This window comes from Thermococcus sp. LS1, from assembly GCF_012027395.1.
Taxonomy (GTDB): Archaea; Methanobacteriota_B; Thermococci; order Thermococcales; family Thermococcaceae; genus Thermococcus.
This window is the reverse complement of the sequence record NZ_SNUJ01000003.1, coordinates 211,697-234,125: the sequence shown is the minus strand read 5'-3', so window position 1 is coordinate 234,125 and position 22,429 is coordinate 211,697. Positions and strand designations below refer to the sequence as shown.

The window sequence follows — 22,429 nt, the reverse complement described above, 5'->3', positions numbered from 1 at the left end:
AGCCAGAATATTTAAACTTCTCCCGAAAGGTTTTTACGCAATAGCTGAGGAAATGTTTATGGTGAGACCTATGGACTTCGACCTCTTTATGGAGAGGTACGGGTACAAAATCCTGTTCGGCATCTTTGGAGTTGTGCTTCTTGTAATAATAGGTACCCTTCTGGCATCGTTCTACCTGCTCTTCAGGTACCTGGGATACTTTGCGGCAAGCCTAGTCATCGTGTTTCTGTTCGCTTACGCCTTCACGGTAAAGAGACGCGTCATAGACGCCCAAGCACAGGCTCACGCCAAGTACTTCTACGACGACAGGAGGAAGCGTTAGGGGGAGAAAGATGGATCTCGACCTGTTCATGGAGAAGTATGGATATAAGCTCCTGATGGTCTTCATGGCCTCCGTGGTCATCGGGATAATCGGAGCACCCGTGGTCTTGATGGCTATCGGTCTTAAGGCGGACATCACCTCAGTGGCCACTGTAATACTCCTCCTATTCCTGCTGGGTGCCGCTATCTTTGCCTTCTCAAGCGGCCGTCAGAGCATCAGCGATACATTCACTAGGACACCCAACAGGGCATTCTACGAAAAGGAGGAAAAAGGAGAAAAGTGACTTTCGAAAATTTTTCGATTTTTACCGGTACTTTTCTGAGCATAGAGTTTTAACCCTCGGCACAGATAGCCTATGGTGGTCATCGTGGAGACGGTTAAGGCTTATCCTTCTGATTTAGTCAAGTCCAAAGTCAAGAAACGTGAGAAAAAGCTCCTCATGGGCAATGAGGCGATAGCCTACGGTGCCCTTGAATCGGGCGTCGTCTTCGCAACTGGTTACCCAGGAACCCCCTCAACCGAGGTCATCGAGACAATTGCCCATCTCAAGCCAGAAGTCTTCGCCGAGTGGGCGCCCAACGAAAAGGTTGCCCTTGAAGAGGCGGCGGGTGTTGCCTACACCGGCCTGAGGGCACTCGTCACGATGAAATGTGTTGGTCTCAACGTTGCAGCCGATCCCCTTATGAGCCTCGCCTATTCCGGTGTTGAAGGTGGTCTTGTAATCCTCGTTGCGGATGATCCCGGCCCGCACACCAGCCAGACCGAGCAGGATGACAGATATTATGGAAAGCTCTCGCTTCTCCCAGTTCTTGAGCCCACTGACCCGCAGGAGGCCCACGATTTAATCATCTACGCCTACGAGCTGAGTGAGCGCTATAAGGTTCCTGTCATCTTCAGAACGACCACGAGGGTGAATCACACAACGGCTGACGTTGAAGTCGGTGAGTTCGTTGAGCTCAACCGCGAGCCGAAGTTCAAGAAGGACATAGAGCGCTATGTAAGGGCAAGCATGGATGGCAACAGGAAGAGGCATAAGTGGCTTAACGAAACGCTGAGAAAGATCGAGGAGGAGTTCAACTCGATGCCCTTCAACTGGGTCGAGGGAGAGGGAAGGATTGGAATAATCGTCGAAGGAGCACCCTACAACTACGTGAGGGAGGTTCTGCCCAAGCTCGACGGTGACTTCAAGGTTCTCAAGATCTCAACCCCTCACCCGCTCCCCAGGAAGCTGGTCGTTGACTTCCTCAAAACGGTTGACTTCGCAATAGTCATTGAGGACGGCGCTCCCTTCCTCGAGGAGGAGGTTAAAATAGCGGCCTATGAGGCCGGCCTGAACGTGCCAATCTACGGCAAGAGAACTGGTCATCTGCCCCTTGAGGGTGAATTGAACCCGAGCCTGGTCAGGAACGCCCTGCTGAATCTCCTCGGCAGGGGAGCTGAAGAGTACACCAAGCCCGAGGAGGTCGCTTACGCCGAGAGCCTTGCCCCGAAGAGGCCTCCAGTTATGTGCCCCGGCTGTCCTCACAGGGGCTCCTACAGGGCTGCCCTTGATGCCCTGAGAGACCTTAAGCTCGGCCGCTATTCGGTTCCCATACACGGTGACATAGGCTGCTACGCTCTATCGCTTCTCCCGCCGCTTGAGGCTATCTGGACCGAGTTCGTCATGGGCGCGAGCATAAGCCTCGCCAACGGCCAGAGCGTGGCAATGAAGAAGAAAATCATAGCGACGATCGGAGACTCTACCTTCTTCCACAATGGAATCCAGCCTTTGGTCGATGCAGTCTACAAGAACCTCGACGTTCTTGTGATGATACTCGACAACAGGACAACGGCAATGACCGGCCACCAGCCGCATCCAGGAACGGGGGGAAGCGAAACCGGCAGGAAGTTCAACGAGATTGACATCGAGGCGCTCGTCAAGGCTCTGGGCGTCAAGTACGTCAAGACTGTTGATCCCTACGACCTCAAGGCAACGAGAGAAGCGATAAAGGAAGCGATGCAGGTTGAAGGGCCGGCCGTGATAATAGCCAGACGGGAGTGTGTTATTCCGGTCATAAGGCGCGGGGAGATCGGCGAGATACCGCTCGTCGTCGAGGAGAGGTGCACCGGCTGCAAGGCGTGCATACTCCTGACGGGCTGTCCAGCTCTAGTCTACGACCCAGATACCAACAAGGTGAAAATCGACGAGCTCCTCTGTACCGGCTGTGGAGTCTGCAACCAGCTCTGTCCGTTCGACGCGATAAAGTTCCCGAGCGAGCTGGAAAAGAGCTAATACCACCCGTACTTCCAGCCACTTTTACTTTCTCTTCTCGCTTCTTCTACTTCATCCGAAACAATCGCGTTGAAAAGCCAGAGGTATATTAGCGTTAGGAAAAAGCCGATGAACGCTCCGGGCTGCTCGTCAATCTTGGCAAGAACCCATATTATCGCAAGCAGGGGGAGAGCCAGCTTAAATGCAGCTTTCCTTATGTGTCCCCAGTTCTCCGGTCCAAGGTAGTCAGGGCTTCCTGGTCTCGAGAACGGGTCGTGGATGAACCAGTAGAGCCCACTGGACATAATAGATGACCAAACCAGTGGGGAGAGTATCAAGGCTGTGTACATAGCGGGAGCAATCCAATAGACCAAGCTCTCACCCGTTGGGGATTGGTCATGAATCTATTAAGCTTTTCGGTCGTAAAAAAATTGCCTAAAAATTATAGTGAGTAAGGCTTTACTCCTTCCAGACCTCCAGAACCATAAACCTCCTCACGAGAGGATTCGGGTAGAGTTCCCAGCCGATACCGTCTGTATCCGCTTCAATCTCTCCGTAGAGACCACCTTCTCTCGGGTCGAGGCTTTCACCGCGTATCTTCCCGGAGAGTAGTTCAACTTTCATATACCTCGGCAGGCCGACCATAGCCCTGCCGTTCTCTCTCGCGTAGTCAATGGCCCACTTGGCGGTGTATATTCCTGAGAAAATCTCCGCTATCCTGACCGGGACACTCGACTTTCCGACGGCGAGAATTTCTATGCCCGTGTCTTCCCAGAATTTCTTCGCGAGGGGCTGAAGGTCCTTCCTCAGCTCGTGCCATACTGCCTTTCCTCTCTCGGTTATCGTCAGTGCATCGATGGTGACATCGTCGAGCTTTCTTACCTCTATCCCACCGAGTGTAGAGTCGAGGTGAATAACGTCGGGCTTGACTTTCTTTGCCAGCTTTACAGCAAGAAATGCCTCATCCTTCACGGCCTGTCTGCCGCTCATGTCGTAATTGAAGGGGTCAGCGTACTTGACTATGCTGAGCGTTGCTGTCCTGTATGGCTTCTCAACGAGAACCGCGACCGTCGCTATCAGGCCCAGGGGATTGTACTCCTCGTCCAGCAAAGCTCCTCCTGTGTCAGCAGCGACTATCCTCATGGCAACCACCGTTAAGCACCAATTACCAATATGCCACAGACGCCAAATAAGCTCTAGGTGGCGTGTTGAATGAGTCAACTGATGTGGTTTATGAAACTTTGGGTTCTTACTCCCTTAAAGCCTCCCCTTTAGGGCAGGGAGGGGGTCAGCCGTTAACCCTCACTGAGGAACCTCTCCCGTTCCTGAACATCTTCTATTCCCGACATTCCATTCTATGGGGGATGTTATAATGGTCACGCTCTACGCGAACGCCGGGCTGGCAAAAACTCTCGAAGGTGCGATAAGAGACTGCAGAATTCACAAAGGAAAGAGGGAAAAGGCTCTCTCGTCGAGGGTCAGCCGCTGAGCCTCATCACTTCTCAGAACTCGGCAAAGTCATCATCCCTCTGAGCCTTTCCACGTCCTCCCTTAAAGCGCTTACCGTTTCTTCATCAAAGCTCGTGATTCCAGAGTAGCGCTTTATGACCTCATGAACCTCGGGATACCTGCTCTCCAGCATTCCCATTAGTTCTCCAGCGGGCAGGAGCATGCCCGTGTCGCGGTAAACAAAATAGGCGCCTATCGCGTAGAGGGCATCCATATAGGAGTTGTAGGCCATATCAAAGCGTCTCTCGGACAGGTAATACTCAGCACGGCCCACGTAAGCTGAAATCTTCTCAATAAACTCCTTTTCCATTTCTCCCACCACGCAGAGTTTATAAGGACGGACTTAATAAATCTGTCGAGGGCTTATGAGGGCGGAGATAATCGCGTGGGCCGCAACGGTCTTGGTCATAATCTACATCGCCTGGGAAGTCGTCAGTCCGCTCATCACGCCAATATTCTTCGGCCTCGTTCTGGCTTACGCAGTCTATCCTATCCACAAGAGACTAATCCCAGAGCTCGGCGAGGCAAGGTCGGCCTTCCTGCTGACGGTCGGAATGGTGGGTCTTGGGGGCACCATAACGGCGGAACTTATAATGATCTCTGCCCAGGTTGCTGCATCGTTCTACTACAACGTCGTCGACTTCTTCAACTGGGTGCTGACCCAACCGCTTCCCTCAGAAGTTCTTGACTTCATCAGGAACTTCTCAGGAGAATTCATACCCAAACTTTCCGAGTATCTGTCCAAACAGGCCTTTTCACTCCCCATGTACATCCTACAGCTGCTCATCTTCCTCTTCACCTTCTACTACGCCCTGGCAAACTCAACGGGCATAATCGAGCAGATACAGCTTTCCCTCCCCGAGAAAAACCGGCACCTCGGCGAGGAGATACTCCAGAGCGTAAGCAAAACGCTGGGTGCCCTGGTTAGGGCGTGGCTCCTCCTCAACGTCGCCAAGGGAGTGCTCATGACCCTCGGCTTCATGATCTTCGGCGTTTCAGATATTTACACTGCCATAGTGGCAGGCTTTCTTACATTCCTCTTCAGCTTCGTGCCCCTCTTCGAAGGCTGGATGATATGGCTCATTGCCGCCGCTTACTTCGCTAAAGAGGGAATGTACCTCCATGCTGCCGGCATCTCGCTCTATGGGTTCTTCCTCGTCTCCCCGATGCCTGACTACACTATAAGGCCGCTGATAGTGGCCAAGGACACGGACCTCGATGAGACGCTCGTCTTCATCGGAATGGTTGGCGGCACGTGGGCAATGGGAATAAAAGGGCTGATAATAGGACCTATAGTCCTCAACCTTCTTCTGACGCTCCTAAAAGAATGGAAGAGAGTCATAGCGAGGAAAGGACCTTCACACCAGCTTGCTCCAGCTCCCTCAAAGCATTCTCCTCATCCTCAGGATTGATGCCCCTGACAGCATCGCGTAGGAGATAGGTCTCAAAGCCGTGCCTGATTGCGTCGAGGGCCGTGGCTTTAACGCAGTACTCCGTTGCCACACCGCAGACGTAAACGCGCTTTACACCCTTCTCCTTCAGGATTTCCGCCAGGTTGGTTCCTTCGAAGCCAGAATAGGCCTCCTTATCCGGCTCGGCCGCCTTCGAGATTACCACTGCATCCTCAGGAAGTTCAACAACGAACTCCGCACCGGGCGTGTTCTGAACGCAGTGCTTCGGCCACGGCCCACCCTGTTCCTTAAAGCTGATGTGGTCCTCAGGGTGCCAGTCCCTTGTGGCAACTATCAGAGCCCCGCGCTCCTTGAACTTTCTGATGTACTCATTCACTCTCGGGATGATTTTGTCACCATCCGGAACGGGCAGGGCCCCTCCAGGCATGAAATCCCTCTGCATGTCCACAACTATCAAGGCCTCCTCGGGCATCTCGCATCACCAATGAAAAGTTCGAAGAAAGGGTTAAAACGATTTATTGGACGCTTCCGTCCATTCAGAGCTCGAGCCTGTCCTTAAACTTCGACATGTCGACGCCCTTGTCGAGGCCGAAGAGATACGCCAGAACCTTTTCGTCAAGATCACCGTAGCGCTCGCGCATAGCTTTGATGCCCTCGAGAACCTCCTCCCGTTCCCAGCCGAGGGACTTCGCCACGTATCCAACCATCTCGTTGAAGAGGTCTTCACTGGCCTCTTCCTCTTCTAACAAGGCCTCGTTTACAACCAGCTTTCCTTCCCTCTCCTCAAGGAGGCCACTTTCGATGGATTTCTCTATGAGCTCCTTCGTGGCCTTAATGTCCATGAGCCTGAGGCTGAAGGCTATGATTCCAACGAGTTCACTCCTCGTGAACTCAACCGAGCCTTTATACTCAACAGCGCGCTTCAGCGGGTGCACACAATCACCTAACGTTTTTAGGGCGTTGGAATAGATAAACCTTTGCCCGTTAGAGGTTTAAACGGTAAAGGAAATTTAGAGTGGTGATGGCCGTGGAGCAGAGAACGCATATTCTAACCTCTAAGACCCTTGTGGGGAAGCCCGTTAAGATTGAAGAAGGCTATGCAGAGGTCGTTCTTCAGACGACGGACGAGATGAAGGTCGACGAGTACGGACTGGTTCATGGAGGCTTCACCTTCGGGCTTGCCGATTACGCGGCCATGCTCGCTGTAAACGAGCCGACCGTTGTTCTCGGAAAGGCCGAGGTGCGCTTTTTAAAACCGGTCAAAGCCGGCGAGAGACTCCTCGCTAAGGCCTCCCCGGTGGAGGATCTAGGCAAAAAGAAGCTCGTGAAAGCCGAAGTGTTCAACGAGAAGAACGAGAAGGTCTTTGAGGGAACCTTCCACTGCTACGTCCTTGAGAAGCACGTCCTCGAGTGACCAAAATTTTTTAAATCTAAATATCGAATTTCGATATCGGTGTTCGATATGAAATACCGCGACTTCCTGACTCTGCACGTCCTCCACCACGCAGAAAGGGAGCCAATAACCGGTTCTTTCATGATGGAAGAGCTCAAAAGACATGGCTATCACATCAGTCCGGGCACGATATACCCCCTTCTGCACGGCATGGAGGAAAGCGGGCTCCTAAAGAGCCGCTGGGAAGTAAGGGACGGAAGGCGCGTCAGGGTCTACGAGATAACTCCAGAGGGAAAGAAAACCCTCGAAGAGGGCAGGGAACGAGTTAGGGAGCTGTGCAGAGAACTACTGGAGGAGTGAAATATGGAGGAGAAGGAAAAGAAAATCTTCGGCGTTAGCTGGAACGTCTTCCTGCTTGGGATTGTCAGTTTCCTCAACGACATGAGCAGCGAGATGATAGCACCGGTAGTACCAACTTATCTGACTGAAATCCTGGGAATTAGCAAGGCCGTGAGCGGCTCGATAATGGGCCTCATCGAAAGCCTGAGCTCGCTGTTTAAAGTGTTCTTCGGCTACTTCAGCGACCGCTTTAGAAAAAGGAAGCTCTTCGTGGCCTTTGGCTACCTGTTCTCCACCATCGCCAAGGGGGCCCTTGCATTCGTCCACTCGTGGTGGGACTTTGTAACCCTAAGGGTTCTCGACAGGGTGGGCAAAGGAATAAGAACCGCACCAAGGGACGCGCTCATTGCCGAATCCAGTGAGAAGGGAAAGACGGGCAAGTCCTTTGGCTTTCACAGAATGATGGATACGCTTGGAGCTGTTGCCGGACCGCTGGCGGCGATAGCGATTCTGGAGCTGCTCAAAAGCCTGCCTCTGGAAACCGCCTACCGCTATCTCTTCCTGCTCTCAGCTATTCCAGGCTTAATCGGAGTCGTCATCGTCATACTGCTGGTCAAAGACAAAGGTGGCGAGGTAAAGAAGAAGGTAAAGGGCATCTCGGCGCTCAAATCCAGAAACCTGCGCCTCTTCCTCGTCGTGGTTGCCATCGGCGCCCTCGGCAGGTACAGCTACGCCTTCACACTCTGGAAGGCCGAGGAGCTCGGCTTCTCAGTCGTTCAGGGACTGGGCTTTTACGCGCTCTTCAACCTAATCTACGCCCTCTCAGCCTATCCCCTCGGAACCTACTCGGACACCTTCGGAAAGAAGAGGATGATAACCCTCGGCTTCGGAATAGCGGCTCTGGCATCGCTGGCCTTCGCATACGCGAGGGACTTCTACACACTCATAGCAGCCTTCGTGCTCTATGGCCTCTACATAGCCATCGAAGACACCATACCGAGGGCCTACATGGCTGACTTAGCGAAGGAATTCGAGAAGGGGACAATCATAGGTGCCTACCACACTGTCTTTGGTGTCTTTGTCTTTCCAGCTTCGGTGATAGCGGGCTGGCTGTGGCAGAACTATTCACTAACTTACTCGTTCACCTTCGCGGCGCTGATGAACGCGATAGCTATGGTTCTGATGGCGTTTGTGAGGGAGTAACCTCGTTTCATTTTTACTTTGCAGAAAAGCCGGGAGAAGAGAAAAACGGCAAAATCAAGCCCCAAGCTTCTCAAGCTCTTCCTTGCCGATGATGAGAGGCCTCTCAGCCTCTATAACGTAGCCCAGCTCCCAGAGGACTTCGCCTTTATTCATGGCCTTGGCGTAGCGCTCGGCCATCTCCTCGGCCTCTTCAAGTGAGTTAGCCTCGATTATCCTCCTGACGTACCACTTCCTGTCTCCAAAGCGAAGCTTGAACTCAGCCATGTACATGGGCATCACCGCAGGTATGTGGGAGACAAACTTTAAAACGTTCACCCCAATTATAGTCAGTGGTATAAAGCAACTTGGAGGAAAGAGTAATGAAGGGTCATGCCCTTTTTCTTGCCCTCCTGGCGATGCTGCTTATAACTCCACCAATCCTCACCACTTCAGAGAACCAAACGGCGTACCTTATGGTAGTTAGTACCCCAAAGGCCCACGTCTTCATCAACGGGAAGAACGTTGGCGAGACACCCCTCAACCTCACCATCACGCCGGGCAACTACACTATCCAGCTCTACAACCCCGACTACCTCGTCTATTCCCTGAACGTCTCCCTACGGGATGGAGAAAGAAAACTGATTAACGCCACGCTGAAGCACCCAACCTTCAAGCTCAGGATACTCACAAAGGAGAGGGGGCTGGAAGTCTATCTCGACGGAGAGCTTATCGGAGAGACGCCCCTCAACGAGACAGACGTTCCAGTAGGCATCTACAGCCTAACGATAAAGCGTGATGGGAAGACAATTTACAACACCACGATACGCGGGGAGAGAGGAGGATTCGTTACGATAAGCCTAGACCCAATAGAGCTGCCAGGGGAGACATCACTAGCAAAGAAGGAAACGAGAAATAACGAAGAAAACATCTGCGGTCCTAGCCTGTTGATACTGACAGCACTGACACCTGCACTCGCGAGAAAGCGCTAAGGCTCTATCGCCCTGTAAACGCCGCCTTCCTTGAGGGCCCCGAAGATCTTGCCCCCTTCCTTCGTGCGGAGCTCTACGAGGACCTTAGCGGGCTCGCGCTCAACTTCCCCCTCCACAACCCTTTTGCTTAGAACCTGGATAAAGGCATCCCCCAGCCTCTCGAACTCGAAGACGAGAACGTCATCCTCCCATCTGTGGCCGCGGTAAGAAACGCCGCCCATTCTAAAAGTAACCTCAACCTTAACCTTCATTCGGACTCCTCCAAAAACTTGTACCATAAAAACCTTCAGCTTTCACCTTTAAAAAGGTTGAGAAAGGGTCAAGAGCTCTTCTTCAGCTTGAGCACCTGCTTGGCGAACTCCTCAAGCACTTCCTTGCGCATACCCTCGAAGAACTTTATTGAGCCAGCGTAGCTGTGGCCACCGCCCTCGATGCCAGCGCTCGGGAGTGCCTCCTGGAGCTTGGGTATTATCTCGTTGAGGTCGAAGTTGTAGGCCGCCATGCCGTCTGAAGCCCTCACTACCGCGAAGTCCGGGCCGTAGGCCAAAGTGAGTATCGGGCTGTCCTCACCGTATTTCTCCTTGAAGTGGTCGTGGATCAGGCCGCTCAGCTTGCCGGGGCTCGGGTAGCTGAACTTCGGTGCGTAGAGCTCTATGTCTATGGTGTTGAACCTTATGCCGTTCGGCAGGACGACGCTCTTGACGTGCGGCAGTGAAGCCCTGAGGGCCTTCTCCTGCTTCTCCTTTACCTCGGGATAAATTGCGTCGATAAGCATTCTGTGCCTCTGCAGATTGCCCGTCAGGAGGAGTATCTCGTCGATTATGCCGTGTCCGTCCATAAACTTCCAGAAATAAGCTTCGTGGTCTATAACCTCGGCTATCTTCTTGAGATCCTCTTCGGTTAGACCCTTCGCCTTCTTGGCTATCTCGAGATACTGGTAAAACTCCGGTGCTTTACTCCTGTCGCCGGTTCCGGCTATGGCTGGCAGGTGCTTGATCTTGTCTTCTACGGCCGGATTAATGTAGCGTGCTATTTCAGTTGCGAGCATTCCGGCGGTCAGTTCGTAGTAGCCACGCTTGATGTGATGGGGGTTGACGTGAACGTCAACGTACTCATCGACGGTAGCTTTGTCCTCGCTTATCCACTCCCTCGGGTCATGATGGTCTATAACCACTATCGGAACGCCGTAGGCCTTGATGCGCTTGTAGGCTGGAATGTCCTCACTCGTTCCGCCGTTGTCCACTATGACGACGAGCGGTAATGGATCGCCGAACTTCTCGTGATCCTCGACCATGAAGATTATGTCCTTGAGGACATCCTCAAGCTCGTAGAACGGTGCCCTGCTCGGTCTGCGCTTGAAGAGCTTCCACCTTGCCCCCGGATCGGGCGAGACCTCCTCTATGAGTGGAACTATAGCGTATTCGAGTGCCAGACCAGAGGTGTAGCCGTCCGCATCCGCGTGGTGTCTCAGCAATATCGGTCTTCCCTCGTAGATGGCACGCCTTATCATGAAGGCGGCCTTCATTATCTTCGGCTTGAGCTTCTCCAGAACCTCGCTCTCCACGAGGAAGCCAACGTCCTCGGGCTGGGCCTTCCTGTCGAGTTGCTCTTCAATCTTCTTCTTTACCTCAGCCGCCTCCGGACCCCATAGGCGGGCCATGTCGCTGACTTCTATCTGTATCTCGCCGGAGTGGAAGGCTATCTTTCCGATTATCTCAACGATGTCGCCGACGTTTATGTTAGGATAGGCCCTAACGCCCGGTGCCTCAAAGGCGGCCGCCCAAGTTATGCCCGTTCCGTCGGTTATCGTGAAGACCGTTGGGCCGCCGGTGACCTGTATCTGAGTGACCCTACCGCGTATCCTCACGGTTTTTCCGGCCATGTCCTTCCTGAGTTCACCGATTGGAGTAACTGGAAGCTCTTTTCTAACGACGACCTCCTTGTAGTGCTTGAGAGCCGACTCTATGAGGTCAACCTCGCGCTTGTCGGGTCTAACATCGAGAACCTGGACGAGTATCTCCTGACCCGGAACGTAATCCCTGCCGCCAAGGAGGTCCTTCCTCTTGATAAGCCCTGTAACGTGCGGGTTAAGCTTCACAAAAACACCAAAGCGCTCCACCCTGTCTATGGTTCCCTTATATACATTGCCTATCTCAACGTCCTCATAGTCGCAGGTCTTGTCGAGGATATAGACCACCTTGTATTTCCTCATGCAGTCCGGACAGACCCAGGTAGTTTCCATACCGGGCTCCCAGGGCTCCTTCACCTTACCACAGATGTCGCAGGCGAGAACACGGCCAGTTCCGCCGCAGGTGGGGCAGGTGTCGTAAACCGGCACAACGCCCTTGCCGTGACACTCGGGACAGGGTATCTCGTCAACTTCATCCTCAACGCCGAAGTAGTCCAAGTTTCTGTAACCTTTAAGCTGCTTGTCGAGCTTGAAATCAGCCGGAACATAGCCCCAGCCGTTACAAACTGGACACTCCTTCTCGCCAACCTTGACTTTACCCGTTCCGTGACACTCAGGACAGTCTTTGACCACCATGGCTCACACTCTCCAGAAGTTCTCTCACTGAAGTCACCTTAGGCCGATGGGGACTTATAACCTTTTGTCTCCGCGTCCCGGAAGAAACCCCAGAAGACAAGCATAGAGATTGCGTAAAGGAATGCCGTTATAAGGAACGGCCAGGTGAGAGAGAAGTCGAAAAGCCTGCCACCTATGTACTGACCTATTCCGAAGGTGGCCGTCCAGGAGAGGTTGTTCAAGGCCATTACAGTCGAACGCTCCTCCTTGGAGAAGGAACTCATCATGAAGGAGTTCCATATGGGGTTGACTATGTTCATGAGAATAGTTCTAACGGTGTAGATGAAGGCCGCTACCATGAAAGTCGGCGAGAATGGCATCGCCGCTATCAGGAAACTGGCACTCCCGTTGAAAGAGACTATGGTCTTGACGCTGCCGAGCCTGTCCGCTATCATCGGGAGGATGAACATGCCAAGACCCATTATAAACTGCTGAAGGGCGAAGAGCCAGCCTATACTTTCCAGACTCGTGCCGAAGCGCTGGTTGAAGTAGAGGCCCATGTAGGGTATCGTAACGCCAGCACCGAGGCCGATGAGAGCGCTCGGAAGAGCAAAGCGGCCGATTCTCAGGAGCAGTTTCTTATTGATGTTGAGCCTCTTCTCCGTGTTTGCCAGAACGGACTTCACGAAGAGCACGAGGACGAATCTAATCGGGATTATAATGAGAACCAGCGCAAAGACCTCGCGGTAGCTTAAGTATCTTGGCAGGAAGCCAGCTAAAAGGAGGCCCACTGCGGAACCTATCGTCCCCATCGCGGAGGAGAGACTGAAGAGGTAGTGCCTCTTTTCGTCGCTAACTTCACCGCTCAGCAGGGCCATGTAGGAGGGGCCCTCAAAGGCGAGGCCTATCCCGATGAGCACACCACCCAGGGTGAGCATGACTATGGTCGGATATAGAACCTGAATGAGCCTGCCCAAGAACATCAGTGAGACTCCAAGAAGAACGGCCCTCTTGTAGCCTATTCTCGTGCCGAGAGGGCCCGAGAAGAGAAGAATGCTTGCCTGAGCCAGGGTAGAAAGGGAAAATACTATACCAATGCCCGTGTAGTCAAAGCCGAGGGATTTTAGATAGAACGGAAAGATGAACCAGGCCATATTGCCACCTAACCAGGATATGAAGGAGTAAACTACGAGCAACCATGCATCCCTGCTGAAGTCCCTATAATTCTGCAGCGACATGAACGTTTAGACGAGGGTTTGAGTATATAAACCTACCTCTCCTCCACCGAAAAATTTATTAACAAAAAAGGGCATTACTCACCGTTTAAATAAAAAACGCAGTCATCTTATGACTCAAATAAGAGGAGTAAAATTGGAAAACGGGATAAAATAAGCTTTCACATTTCTTCCATAAACTTCTCTACAGCGAGCCTCGTCTCTTCGTAGGTCTTTCCTGCAAGTATTATTACCTTGTACTGCGGGTTGTTCGGGTTGTCCAGCTCTTTTATCACGTATCCTTTCTGCTCTATCTCGGCCTTGATGGCATCCACGGTGTTCGTTCCATAGACCTGCTCGAGGAGTTCCCAGGCTTTGTTGCTGACCCAGCCACCTATGATTATAACGTTCTTGTCCGATGGAAGGCTCGTCAGGTCGGTATCCTCGATGATGAAGTCGTAAACATCGTCCGTAGCCTCGACTTTCGGGGCGATAACTGAGACGGTTCTCGTAACCGTGGCAACGCGGACGAAGCGGTAGCCCTCAACTCCAACTATCCCTCCGTTCTCGTCCCTCTGGAAGACCGCCGTAATCTCAAGACCCCAATCAGTTGGGAGCTTTAGGGCATCTCCAGGCCCTATGAACACCCTCGGAAAGCTCGCGAGGCTCTCGTTCACGTGGAGGTAGAGGGTGTAGAGCCCATTATCGGGGTCTATGTCCCAGATCCACTGGCCCTTATAGACATCGCCGTCCGAGTACTGCTTCACTTTCTCGTAGTACCAGTAGTCGTAGGTGACCATCTGAGCGTTGTTTATGCCAACGAAGAAGTCCGTGGGGGTGAAAAGGAAGACGTTCTTTGCTCCAGCTTCGAGAAGTTCGTTTATTCTTGCCGAGGGATACGTATCGTACTCCTCAAAGTCCTCGGCACCGTTGGTGTCGACATACATGATGTAGTACTTGTCCTCGCTCATTGTCTTGGTCTTGATGAGGCCGCTGGGGTAGGTCAGCTCGATGAGCATCTTGGAGACGTCGAGGTTTATGTCGAGCAGCTTTATCTTCCAGCCACCGACGACTATGGAATCGCCAAGCGAGCTGGATTCAGAGTCGACCTCCGCATACGCGTAGAAGTACATGGTGTCCCTCCCATCAACGGTCGCCGAGACAACCTTATAATCGCCGCCTATATCGAGGGGCGTTGTGTTCTCGTTGAAGATTATCTCCACGCTCCTGTCGAGGAACTCAGCCATCCCGTTAGTGGAGTTAAACCCAACGCGGGAGAAGTTAACCTGGACAACTACAGCGTGCCCCACGGGCACGTCGCTGACGTTCACTCCGACGTCAGGCATATCGATTTGATTAAGTTTGTATATCTGGTTTTCATCGGGAATAACCACACTGTGGTACTCAACGGGTACAGAAACGGTGGTAGTGTAAGTTCCCTGAGAAATCCCCTTGAGAACCAGAAAAGCTCCGAGTCTTGAGCCTGTTATTGCGTCTTCCCCTATGTGAAGGGGCACACCGTTAACTATCTTGGTGGTTGGTAGAACTATCACGGTATTGGCAGAATTAATGCCAGTAATCGCTGCATTAATCGGCGTAAGAAGCAAGCCCAGAATTGTCAGGCTCACAAACAGGGCCAAAGCCTTTTTCATCGTTTATCACCGAATTAAGGTGAATCTCAACCTTTATAACTTTTCCTGGGGAAAACCTTTCCGCGATGATGAGTGAATCCAATGCTGACGGGATGATGAACCCCGAACCTGAGCACTCACCAGCGGACGAAAGGGGAAAGGAAATGGAAGATAAGCTCGACGAGATATATACCAGCCTTGAGGAGCTTCGCAGGGAGGTTGAGGAAAAGAAGGCACCCGACAGGCTCGGGTGGGACGACATAGCCCAGGAGATCATCGGAGCGGTAACCTTCGCCCTTCCATTCCTCTTCACTGGCGAACTTTGGGAAATCGCCAAGGACATAACCGTGGAGCGCTCCCTGGTAATCCTCATCATGACCCTGGCCGTTGCGTATCTCTTCATTGCGAAGTCCCGGATAGGTAACCTCAAAAAGGAAGAGCTCTTCCACGTCCCAAAAAGACTTATCACGGTGACCCTGATAGCGTATCTGATTTCCGCCGGGCTGATATACCTCTACGGCATCAACGGGATAGCCGACTTTACAACGGAGCAGTACCTCAACGCGACCATACTTATAAGCACCTTTGCAGTCATCGGAGCGATAACTGTTGACATGGTGAAGTGAATGAAAATCATCACTGGAAAGAAGTTTGAAGCCTTTGCGGATGAGAACGCACTGATTTTCCCGGAGTATGGGAAGAATAGGAGAGAACTCATTGAGATTGCTGGATCGCTCACAGGCGAGGAGACCGTGGTAACAGCGAGCCTCGAGCTCATAGACCTGATACTCAGTAGGTTCAAGGGCGAGGGACATTTCCTTATCTACTCCGACACTGGAAAGACCCTAACAGTCAAGGAGGCCTATGAGCTGAGAAAATACCTTGACTTCGATCTCCGGGGTGGCTTTACCGGTGAACCCTCCCGGGCGAGTGTCCTTTTCGTCGAGGGCAAAACCGACGCGAAGTTCTTCAAGGCGGTCTTTAAGAAGCTGTACGAGTTCAAAGAGAGCAGGGAAGTCCCAGCGAATCTTAAGTTCATCGAGAGGGTCTTCGAGCGCGAAAACTTCGAGCTCCTGAGAAATGAGAACGGCTTCTTAGCGATAATCCCCAGTGAGGGAAACTCCGGAGTCATCCGAAACCTAGGCAACTTTATCAGAGCGATGGAAGTCTTTGAATTCAGTGTTGACAAAATAGGAGTTGCCATAGATGTTGATGACGACAGGAAGAGCGCGATGGCCTCGATAACCGGGAAGCTCTCCAGGTTCCATCCAGAAAAAACGGCCGCAGGTTTTAGGGTGGGGAAAACAGAGGTGATTCCCCTAATCATAGGCCTTCCCTTCGAGGACGAGCTAATCGAGTGGAAGAAGCCCACCGTTGAAGATTTAATGCTCCACCTCATCGCGCGGGAGGGACTTCTGGAGAGAATCAGACCGGCATTAAGGATCCTAAACGAGAGCCTGGGAAGGACTCTAAAGCCCAAAGAGGTCATGTATCTGGCCCTTTCGGCCTATGGACACTGGGGCAACCTGGAAGGCTTTTACGAGCTTTTTGTCATGCGCTCCCGCTTCAGAAACCTCAAGGCAGTCCTGAGAGAGGCGGGGCTTATGGAAGGGCTTTTTACTCTCTCGGGCAAGGACCGTTGAATTTTTATTCCCCCTCTCCCAACTCACCCCGGTGATACGCATGAAGCTCGCCTCATTCGATGTCTGGAACACCCTCCTAGACCTCAACGTCATGCTCGATGCTATGGCCGTTGAGCTGTCCAAGCTCATGGGGGTATGCATACTCGACGTAGTGGAGGGCATGATGTTCACAAGGGAGAGGATAAAGCGCATGAGGGCAGAAACGGCAGGTGACCCTCAGAGGGCCTTAGAGGAGAGCCAGGAACTTTTGGCAGAGCTCCTCGGAACGGATGTCGAGGTTGTAAGGAGGGCTGCCGCGAGGGCGGTTCTTAAGGTCGGTGATGAAATCGTTCTGCCGGGGGCAAAGGAAGCGCTTGAGAGCGTCAAGAGAAAGGGCCTGAAGGTCACCGTTACTGGCAACGTAATGTTCTGGCCGGGCTCTTACACAAGGCTTCTGCTTGAGCGCTTCGGACTGATGGAGTTCGTGGACAGGACCTTCTTTGCAGACGAGATCTTCGCTTACAAGCCAATGCCTGAGATGTTCGAGAAGCCGCTTAAAGCGTTCGGCGTTAAGCCAGGTGAGGCCATCCACATTGGCGACACCTATGCAGAAGACTTTGAGGGAGCGCTTAAAATGGGGATGTGGGCGGTCTGGATTAATCCCGAGGCCGAGGAAGTGAGGAGAATCCACGAGAGGGGCTTTGAGGTGCCGAGCGTTGAGGGGATTTTAGATGTGCTGGAGGAGTTGGGAGGTTAAATTGGCTTTTTTGACAGTCTTATCCACCAAATCAACGCATTTGGGTTGATACCGTGAAACATCACAGAAGTCAAAGAGCTGAAAGGACGGGGTGAAATGAAGAAAAGGCCATTCGGTTGAAATAATAGACAGGAAAACGAATCCCAGAACTCATTTCTTCGGCTTCAACCACGCCCCAAGGCCGACCTGCTTTGTCTTCTGGTATCTTAAATCCTCTTTCTTATATCCAAACGCCTCTAAAATCCTCATCACAGCCGGGAGAACCTGGTTCTCGATGTAGTAGTCAGCATCGTACTTGTGCTTCGTTGGGTCGAACTCGTCGAAGGGTATCGCCCTGTCGCCTATCCTTCCCGAGCCTTTAAGCACGATGTAGCTTATTATCGTGCCGGGACGGACTTTTATTCCCCTCGCCGCCAAACGCTTGGCTATCGCCACGTGCGGGCCCGTTGCTTTGTAGTCCTTCAGCTCGCGGGTTATCTGCTCGTGGATGACGAGCTTCTCGGGTGGGATTTCGTACTTGCTCAGCTTCTCGGTTATCTCCTTGACTATCTTAACGGCCTTCTCGACATTACCGTCCTTCAGGAGAGCCTCAAGAACCCTAGCCTGTGTTTCTTTAGCTATATCACTCCAATCACGCCTGACTATCTCTAGCCCGCGAGTTACGATCTTGCCCTCCTCGTCGATAACGGCGTACTTCTTTTTGGTGACGAAGAAGCCGCGCTTGTAGAATCCCTCGTACTCAAGCTCAAGTAATCCAGGCAGCTTGGCGTTTATGTATTTAAGGAACTCTTTAGCCTTCTTTTTGACAGTTTCAGCGTCCGCTCCCGGTATTGTCGCATAAAAGCCGTCCGTGTTGTGGACGAGTATTCCATTGGCAAAGAACCTGTGGGTGTCCTCGACCTCTATGTCGTAGACGTAGCCATTGTGGGGTATCTCCTCAACTTTCTTAATCTGCACGAGGTCAAAGTCGTACTTGAATGCCCTCTTTTTCATCATAGATTCCTTGAGATTTTCGACGAGCTTCCTCTGCTTCCTTTCGAGGATGAAGCCTATCCTCTCGGCGAAGGCCCTCTTGTCCTTGATGCGGATATGCTTTGAGTATGTGCCGCTGACCTTTCCGTTGTACTTGTTTGGATTGCTTTCCCTGAACATCGAGTTCGAAACCCCTACGAGCCAGAGGAGCTTTCTAACGTCCTCTAAGAGGACCCCGTTGACGGAGGTCAACCTTATCTCTGGAACGCCGCGCCTCAGGCTGACCGTTCCGTCGGCCGTAAACAGGCCCCTAAGAAAAGCCTCAATGTAATCGCGCGGGAGGTTGAACATAAAGCCAGGAATCCTCTTCTCCCCGTTCTCATCCTTAAAGTACCTAACCATGAACCCCGCCAGTCCTTTTGAGAGTATCGAGAGGTCGCCTTTCCTGCTCTTGTCATAGTAATTCGAGATTACTCCCATCTCTTTCAGCGGTTCGAGGACTTTCCGGGCTATTTCGTCCTGGTCGTTGCCGCAGGCGAGGCCAACGTAGTATCTGGCCCAGTTTGAAGAACCACCCCAGTTGCCGTCGCCGACGAGAAGCCCCACCAGCTCCCAGAACTTAACCGCAACCGGGTTTGGCTTTACGCTCTTGGCTAAGGCCTTCCTCGGCGTTATGAGAGACTTCACTGACTTTCCGAGTTCTTCCGGTTTCACCTCAACGAACCGCTCCTTTAACGGTCTGTTCGGCTTTACCTTGGAGGTGTTGAGGTAGCCGATAAGGGAGTGGTCTTCGGTAACTTCCAAGTGCCAGCTATTGGTAAGCCAAACGCGATAAACCTTCTTATCAGTTTTGTGCCTCATGATGTGGGGAACCTTCTTCCAGACTAGCCTCCCCCTGTTGTCAAGGGTCAGGGCTTCAACTCCATCAAGGGTACAGTACTCCTTCTCACCTATTCTGTAATCGACCCTTTCAAATAGATCCTCGATTCTGACGAACTCAACACGCCCCTTCCGCCGTATGATTATCTCGGTGTCCCCGGTGACGCTGTCAGCATACAGCACTTTAAAGCCATATTTCTCCTCAATTTCCCTTATCGTCATCTCAATGTATTCCCTGCCCCAGGCGGTAACGCTCTCAGCGCACTCCTTGCAGTACCACCTTGCCCTGGGATAGCCGTAGTACCCGTAATAGCTGTTGTGAGCGTATATCATTCCAAATCCTGCCAGGAAGTTTTCATTCTCCTCAACGCTTAGATCGTAGACGTAGCCGTTGTAGTCCTCAACTTCGACTTCTTCAACTCTGTCAAGCACGATGTCTCCCTCGAGAAGCCAGGAAATTCTCTTGGCCTTCTCCTGGTTAAGTTCGCCCCTCTTAATCTTCTCTCTAAGCTTTTTGGGGCTCACGTTTTTCTGAAACCTCTTTTCGAAGACGTCTTCGAGTATCTCCTTTGGAATTACGTGAGAGTAATAGGCGTTCTTCTTCTTGCTGTTGCCAAGGAACGATAGTTCTTCGTTAACTAGAACTCTGTACACCCCGCTCTCAAACCTTATCTTAACGGCCGAGATGCCAAGGGAGTTGAGGAGGATTATCAAACCGTTGACTAAGGTCTCGCTTTTTGTGGAAAGCCTAACCCTCTTGCTCGGATGGAGGTCGCCGTCCCCTATGAAGTACCCTTCTAAAAAGGCCCAGCGCACGTTTTCGGGGGATGTGAATATAACCTCAGGAACTCGTTTGTTCTCCGCCAGCGTACCACATAGGCTCTTCAAGAGCACGTAGGCCATTTTCTTGGGCATCTCCACGTAGTTCTTTCCGCGTCTCACCTTTCCGAAGAATTTCGATGCAAGCCTTTCCATGTCATCGAGAACCTTCTGGTCATTGTTGTAAAGCTTGACCGAATAGCTCCACCCGTTCTTCTGGTTCCTCTGCTTTCCTGCATAACCCTCGCTGACGTAATAACCGAGAAGCTTTGCAAGGTCTTCGTTGACTTCAATGAAAGGCTCCATCCTAAAGCCGTTGAGGGTTCCAATCTTCCACTCCCTAAGCTCTTCCTCCGGCATAAACTCTATCTTATCCCTGAGGTCGTTAAAGGCAACCAGGTATTCCCTCTTGTTGCCGTTGTACCTAACCTTTTCAGCAAGAACCTCGTAGAGCGCCCTGTATTTCCTTAAAGCTTTCTCATCAAGAACTTCGTAGCCGATTTTTTTGAGTCTGACATAGCCCAGCTTTTGGAGGTGTTCAAGGTATCTTCGGGCCGTTCTGGGTCTTTTCTCTCCCTCAAAAATCCAGCGGAGGGTTCTCAGCATGCCCCTAAAGAAGTTCTTGCGCCCCTTGGTGGGTATAGTTAAGACGACGTCGGCGGTTTCCTCCTCAGGAAGGTTGAGGAGAACCTCGGCAAGGTTTATCCTCTCATGCCTTTCCGGGAGGTTAATCCTCCTTGGAACTGCTATGAAGTCCCCAGGTTTTACTTTCCCGCCGGTAACTTCCACAAGTTCCCCATTTTTGACTGTGAAAAGACTGTGCCCCTCCGTGACCTTGATTTTCCTGCCGGAGGAGAGTTTTATGCTGTACACTTTTCCGCGATAGCGGTGCCGTATAAGGGCTCTGACGGGCCTTACCTCGGATATCTTTGTCTTTCTGTTGAAGGAAATGGCATTTATCCCCAAAACTTCGAGAACCTCGGTTTCATTGCTCTTTAGGGGGTTCCCCTCATCCATCGCATTATCAACAAAATCGCCGATTCTCGTCAGTTTGAGCCTTCCATCAATGAGCAAAGGAACCCATTCATCGGGTAGAATGCTATTCGCTAAGATTTTTATTGCCCGCTGCCTGTAGTCGAGGAGCTTCTTCTCCAGGGGATCTATCGTAGCCTTCATCTTCCTCTTTATCTTCTGCCTCTCTTCGAGCAGGTTCCCGAGAAGGCTCGGAATGAAGCCGGGGAAGTCCTTGCAGAACTTGTGACCGACCTGAGGGGCGACGTCATATTCCTTGCAGCCCTCTCTGTTGAGAGTATCCGGCGAGACGTTGTGGGTGATTATGATCGAGGGGTAAAGAGAGCGAAAATCTAAATACACAATATTGTCCCATAATCCCCGTTCTGGTTCCTTAACGTAGCCGCCGGCGTAACTGTTCCTTCTCCTCGCTAACTCCCCCTCGTCTGGCTTGTTGGGGGCAAGTTCGTTCCTCTCGTAGGCCTTCCGCAGGAGAAACCACTCCACGAGGTTGCCGGTGCTGGAACGCGACACGTCCCAGAGGCTCTGGCCTATCAGCCTCGAAAGCTGGGCCTCCATCGGGAAGAACTCTCTTCCGAGCTCATAGGTTGCCTTTGCATCTTCCATAGAGTAGCGCGCAACGCGCTCAAGCCCCTCGCCGCTCTCCCAGGCAAGGGTTATTTCCTCCGCGTATACCTTCTCCTTGGGTTTGCCAAAGACCGCCTCATAAACAACCTCAAGGGTGTAGGTCGGCAGGTTGATGGTACGCCTTATGACCGGATAGAGATCAAAATGAATCCTCCCCTTAACCTCCACGGCGAAGCGGTCGCCCATGCGGTGTATTTTCGGCTCGCTTCCGTCCCGCCCGAGGGTGAAGCTTATCCCAAGCTTCTCGCAGCGTTTTTTCAGGTAAGCAAAGTCGAAGTTGTCGCCGTTGTAGGTAATGAGAACATCAGGATCTTTCTCCTTAACAACCCTCAAAAAGCGCTTTATCATCTCTTTCTCGGTTGAGACGACGTCAACGTAGGGCAGGTCGATCTTTTTCCAGGTTATAACCCTCGCCTCGTTCTCATCCGCGTAGCTTATCATGAGTATGGGTCCGGTTCCGAACTCCTCACCCTCGTGGTAGAGCGTCTCGATGTCAAAGGCGAGCATCTTCAGTTCTTCATCGCCCTCCATGGGGACGAGGCCCTTGTCTATGAGATAGCGCTTGGCGAAGGGGATGTCATACTCATAGATGTCTACCACTGCGGGATGCTTCCTTATCTCATCCCTTATGGCCGGGACATCCTGCGGGTGCTCGAAGTAGAGCTTCCATACCTCAACCGGTCGGCCGAGGAACTTCTTCTTCACTTTCTCGGCACGCTTGACCTTGACGACGGTGTTATGTCTCTTCGCCGTTATCTTCTTCACTTCCTCGATGGCAGAATCGTCCTTGAGGAGTGCATAGATGTAAGGCTCGAAGTCTCTGTCGTATTCAATCTTGAACTCACCCTTCTCCTTCTTGAAGATCCTGATGACAGGCTTTCCGTCCTCTGTGATGTAGTCGACGTCAAGGATCATAACCAACACCTGTTGGATTATTGAATCCAGAACTAATAAA

The 22,429-nt window shown here is 52.0% G+C and carries 22 protein-coding genes; 11 read left to right on the top strand and 11 right to left on the bottom strand.

The annotated features are described in order from the left end of the window. The first annotated feature begins 52 nt into the window (after positions 1 to 52). From E3E26_RS09160 to iorA, 3 genes are all read left to right on the top strand, one after another. A complete protein-coding gene (locus tag E3E26_RS09160) occupies positions 53 to 322 on the top strand; it encodes a hypothetical protein (RefSeq protein ID WP_370520111.1) in 270 nt (89 codons plus the stop codon). Positions 323 to 332: 10 nt separating this feature from the next. Beyond that, positions 333 to 605, top strand: coding sequence for a hypothetical protein (locus tag E3E26_RS09155; RefSeq protein ID WP_167900996.1), 273 nt, complete (start codon positions 333 to 335; stop codon positions 603 to 605). Between the two features lie 72 nt (positions 606 to 677). Continuing rightward, positions 678 to 2,594, top strand: coding sequence for an indolepyruvate ferredoxin oxidoreductase subunit alpha (iorA, locus tag E3E26_RS09150; RefSeq protein WP_206204385.1), 1,917 nt, complete (start codon positions 678 to 680; stop codon positions 2,592 to 2,594). Here the strand turns inward: iorA and E3E26_RS09145 are convergent. The 3 genes from E3E26_RS09145 to E3E26_RS11395 all read right to left on the bottom strand — a co-directional run bounded on the left by E3E26_RS09145 (position 2,591) and on the right by E3E26_RS11395 (position 4,392). Continuing rightward, positions 2,591 to 2,878 (bottom strand): hypothetical protein, encoded by a 288-nt coding sequence (locus tag E3E26_RS09145; RefSeq protein WP_167900995.1) that lies wholly within the window; start codon positions 2,876 to 2,878, stop codon positions 2,591 to 2,593. The two genes, iorA and E3E26_RS09145, sit on opposite strands and share 4 nt — an antisense overlap. A 154-nt stretch (positions 2,879 to 3,032) precedes the next feature. Next, a complete protein-coding gene (locus E3E26_RS09140; RefSeq protein WP_167901059.1) occupies positions 3,033 to 3,716 on the bottom strand; it encodes a DUF4152 family protein in 684 nt (227 codons plus the stop codon). A 352-nt stretch (positions 3,717 to 4,068) separates the two neighbouring features. Continuing rightward, positions 4,069 to 4,392, bottom strand: coding sequence for a hypothetical protein (locus E3E26_RS11395; RefSeq protein WP_167900994.1), 324 nt, complete (start codon positions 4,390 to 4,392; stop codon positions 4,069 to 4,071). Between the two features lie 55 nt (positions 4,393 to 4,447). Here E3E26_RS11395 and E3E26_RS09130 point away from each other — a divergent pair, with 55 nt between their 5' ends. Further along, positions 4,448 to 5,494, top strand: a complete 1,047-nt coding sequence (locus E3E26_RS09130; protein WP_167900993.1) for an AI-2E family transporter — start codon at positions 4,448 to 4,450, stop codon at positions 5,492 to 5,494. On the opposite strand, the gene E3E26_RS09125 is transcribed toward E3E26_RS09130, so the two are convergent. Further along, on the bottom strand, positions 5,421 to 5,966 hold the full coding sequence (locus E3E26_RS09125; protein ID WP_167900992.1) for a nicotinamidase: 546 nt from the start codon (positions 5,964 to 5,966) through the stop codon (positions 5,421 to 5,423). The two genes, E3E26_RS09130 and E3E26_RS09125, sit on opposite strands and share 74 nt — an antisense overlap. A 64-nt stretch (positions 5,967 to 6,030) precedes the next feature. Continuing rightward, positions 6,031 to 6,429: a DUF2240 family protein gene (locus tag E3E26_RS09120; protein ID WP_167900991.1), complete on the bottom strand. Its 399-nt coding sequence runs from the start codon at positions 6,427 to 6,429 to the stop codon at positions 6,031 to 6,033. A 92-nt stretch (positions 6,430 to 6,521) separates the two neighbouring features. Here E3E26_RS09120 and E3E26_RS09115 point away from each other — a divergent pair, with 92 nt between their 5' ends. Genes E3E26_RS09115 through E3E26_RS09105 form a run of 3 tightly spaced genes read left to right on the top strand, consistent with a single transcriptional unit; the run spans position 6,522 to position 8,429 of the window. Next, positions 6,522 to 6,908, top strand: a complete 387-nt coding sequence (locus tag E3E26_RS09115; protein ID WP_167901058.1) for a PaaI family thioesterase — start codon at positions 6,522 to 6,524, stop codon at positions 6,906 to 6,908. A 48-nt stretch (positions 6,909 to 6,956) separates the two neighbouring features. Then, positions 6,957 to 7,247, top strand: a complete 291-nt coding sequence (locus E3E26_RS09110; protein WP_167901057.1) for a PadR family transcriptional regulator — start codon at positions 6,957 to 6,959, stop codon at positions 7,245 to 7,247. A 3-nt stretch (positions 7,248 to 7,250) separates the two neighbouring features. Beyond that, a complete protein-coding gene (locus E3E26_RS09105) occupies positions 7,251 to 8,429 on the top strand; it encodes an MFS transporter (protein ID WP_167900990.1) in 1,179 nt (392 codons plus the stop codon). 54 nt (positions 8,430 to 8,483) lie between these two features. Here E3E26_RS09105 and E3E26_RS09100 read toward each other — a convergent pair whose 3' ends face one another. Next, the gene (locus E3E26_RS09100) at positions 8,484 to 8,699 is read right to left on the bottom strand and encodes a hypothetical protein (RefSeq protein WP_167901056.1); all 216 of its coding nucleotides are present in this window, start codon (positions 8,697 to 8,699) and stop codon (positions 8,484 to 8,486) included. A 182-nt stretch (positions 8,700 to 8,881) separates the two neighbouring features. Between E3E26_RS09100 and E3E26_RS09095 the strand changes: the two genes are divergently transcribed. Continuing rightward, positions 8,882 to 9,397: a PEGA domain-containing protein gene (locus tag E3E26_RS09095; protein ID WP_167900989.1), complete on the top strand. Its 516-nt coding sequence runs from the start codon at positions 8,882 to 8,884 to the stop codon at positions 9,395 to 9,397. Here E3E26_RS09095 and E3E26_RS09090 read toward each other — a convergent pair. The 4 genes from E3E26_RS09090 to E3E26_RS09075 form a co-directional block, all read right to left on the bottom strand. After that, positions 9,394 to 9,648, bottom strand: a complete 255-nt coding sequence (locus E3E26_RS09090; protein ID WP_167900988.1) for a hypothetical protein — start codon at positions 9,646 to 9,648, stop codon at positions 9,394 to 9,396. The two genes, E3E26_RS09095 and E3E26_RS09090, sit on opposite strands and share 4 nt — an antisense overlap. A 68-nt stretch (positions 9,649 to 9,716) precedes the next feature. Further along, positions 9,717 to 11,942, bottom strand: a complete 2,226-nt coding sequence (locus E3E26_RS09085) for a DHH family phosphoesterase (protein WP_167900987.1) — start codon at positions 11,940 to 11,942, stop codon at positions 9,717 to 9,719. 38 nt (positions 11,943 to 11,980) lie between these two features. Beyond that, positions 11,981 to 13,159, bottom strand: a complete 1,179-nt coding sequence (locus E3E26_RS09080) for an MFS transporter (RefSeq protein ID WP_167900986.1) — start codon at positions 13,157 to 13,159, stop codon at positions 11,981 to 11,983. A gap of 158 nt (positions 13,160 to 13,317) precedes the next feature. Further along, positions 13,318 to 14,787: an S-layer protein gene (locus tag E3E26_RS09075; RefSeq protein ID WP_167900985.1), complete on the bottom strand. Its 1,470-nt coding sequence runs from the start codon at positions 14,785 to 14,787 to the stop codon at positions 13,318 to 13,320. A gap of 65 nt (positions 14,788 to 14,852) precedes the next feature. Here E3E26_RS09075 and E3E26_RS09070 point away from each other — a divergent pair, with 65 nt between their 5' ends. The 3 genes from E3E26_RS09070 to E3E26_RS09060 are packed head-to-tail and all read left to right on the top strand — an operon-like array spanning position 14,853 to position 17,145. Then, the gene (locus E3E26_RS09070; protein ID WP_167900984.1) at positions 14,853 to 15,392 is read left to right on the top strand and encodes a DUF2391 family protein; all 540 of its coding nucleotides are present in this window, start codon (positions 14,853 to 14,855) and stop codon (positions 15,390 to 15,392) included. Next, positions 15,393 to 16,409, top strand: a complete 1,017-nt coding sequence (locus E3E26_RS09065) for a DUF3226 domain-containing protein (RefSeq protein ID WP_167900983.1) — start codon at positions 15,393 to 15,395, stop codon at positions 16,407 to 16,409. It abuts the gene before it with no gap. A gap of 40 nt (positions 16,410 to 16,449) precedes the next feature. Further along, positions 16,450 to 17,145 carry an HAD family hydrolase gene (locus E3E26_RS09060; RefSeq protein ID WP_167901055.1) on the top strand — a complete coding sequence of 232 codons (696 nt, stop codon included), beginning with the start codon at positions 16,450 to 16,452 and terminating at the stop codon, positions 17,143 to 17,145. 150 nt (positions 17,146 to 17,295) lie between these two features. Here the strand turns inward: E3E26_RS09060 and E3E26_RS11390 are convergent, their stop codons facing one another. Next, on the bottom strand, positions 17,296 to 22,389 hold the full coding sequence (locus E3E26_RS11390; RefSeq protein ID WP_167901054.1) for a DNA polymerase domain-containing protein: 5,094 nt from the start codon (positions 22,387 to 22,389) through the stop codon (positions 17,296 to 17,298). Positions 22,390 to 22,429 lie beyond the last annotated feature (40 nt).

What these genes read in the sequence shown, in the direction of transcription:
- E3E26_RS09160 (WP_370520111.1), top strand. Translation starts at nt 53, where the DNA reads ATGTTTATGGTGAGACCTATGGACTTCGACCTCTTTATGGAGAGGTAC.
- E3E26_RS09155 (WP_167900996.1), top strand. Translation starts at nt 333, where the DNA reads ATGGATCTCGACCTGTTCATGGAGAAGTATGGATATAAGCTCCTGATG.
- iorA (WP_206204385.1), top strand. Translation starts at nt 678, where the DNA reads ATGGTGGTCATCGTGGAGACGGTTAAGGCTTATCCTTCTGATTTAGTC.
- E3E26_RS09145 (WP_167900995.1), bottom strand. Translation starts at nt 2,878, where the DNA reads ATGTCCAGTGGGCTCTACTGGTTCATCCACGACCCGTTCTCGAGACCA.
- E3E26_RS09140 (WP_167901059.1), bottom strand. Translation starts at nt 3,716, where the DNA reads ATGAGGATAGTCGCTGCTGACACAGGAGGAGCTTTGCTGGACGAGGAG.
- E3E26_RS11395 (WP_167900994.1), bottom strand. Translation starts at nt 4,392, where the DNA reads ATGGAAAAGGAGTTTATTGAGAAGATTTCAGCTTACGTGGGCCGTGCT.
- E3E26_RS09130 (WP_167900993.1), top strand. Translation starts at nt 4,448, where the DNA reads ATGAGGGCGGAGATAATCGCGTGGGCCGCAACGGTCTTGGTCATAATC.
- E3E26_RS09125 (WP_167900992.1), bottom strand. Translation starts at nt 5,966, where the DNA reads ATGCCCGAGGAGGCCTTGATAGTTGTGGACATGCAGAGGGATTTCATG.
- E3E26_RS09110 (WP_167901057.1), top strand. Translation starts at nt 6,957, where the DNA reads ATGAAATACCGCGACTTCCTGACTCTGCACGTCCTCCACCACGCAGAA.
- E3E26_RS09105 (WP_167900990.1), top strand. Translation starts at nt 7,251, where the DNA reads ATGGAGGAGAAGGAAAAGAAAATCTTCGGCGTTAGCTGGAACGTCTTC.
- E3E26_RS09100 (WP_167901056.1), bottom strand. Translation starts at nt 8,699, where the DNA reads ATGTACATGGCTGAGTTCAAGCTTCGCTTTGGAGACAGGAAGTGGTAC.
- E3E26_RS09095 (WP_167900989.1), top strand. Translation starts at nt 8,882, where the DNA reads ATGGTAGTTAGTACCCCAAAGGCCCACGTCTTCATCAACGGGAAGAAC.
- E3E26_RS09090 (WP_167900988.1), bottom strand. Translation starts at nt 9,648, where the DNA reads ATGAAGGTTAAGGTTGAGGTTACTTTTAGAATGGGCGGCGTTTCTTAC.
- E3E26_RS09085 (WP_167900987.1), bottom strand. Translation starts at nt 11,942, where the DNA reads ATGGTGGTCAAAGACTGTCCTGAGTGTCACGGAACGGGTAAAGTCAAG.
- E3E26_RS09080 (WP_167900986.1), bottom strand. Translation starts at nt 13,159, where the DNA reads ATGTCGCTGCAGAATTATAGGGACTTCAGCAGGGATGCATGGTTGCTC.
- E3E26_RS09075 (WP_167900985.1), bottom strand. Translation starts at nt 14,787, where the DNA reads ATGAAAAAGGCTTTGGCCCTGTTTGTGAGCCTGACAATTCTGGGCTTG.
- E3E26_RS09070 (WP_167900984.1), top strand. Translation starts at nt 14,853, where the DNA reads ATGATGAGTGAATCCAATGCTGACGGGATGATGAACCCCGAACCTGAG.
- E3E26_RS09065 (WP_167900983.1), top strand. Translation starts at nt 15,393, where the DNA reads ATGAAAATCATCACTGGAAAGAAGTTTGAAGCCTTTGCGGATGAGAAC.
- E3E26_RS09060 (WP_167901055.1), top strand. Translation starts at nt 16,450, where the DNA reads ATGAAGCTCGCCTCATTCGATGTCTGGAACACCCTCCTAGACCTCAAC.
- E3E26_RS11390 (WP_167901054.1), bottom strand. Translation starts at nt 22,389, where the DNA reads ATGATCCTTGACGTCGACTACATCACAGAGGACGGAAAGCCTGTCATC.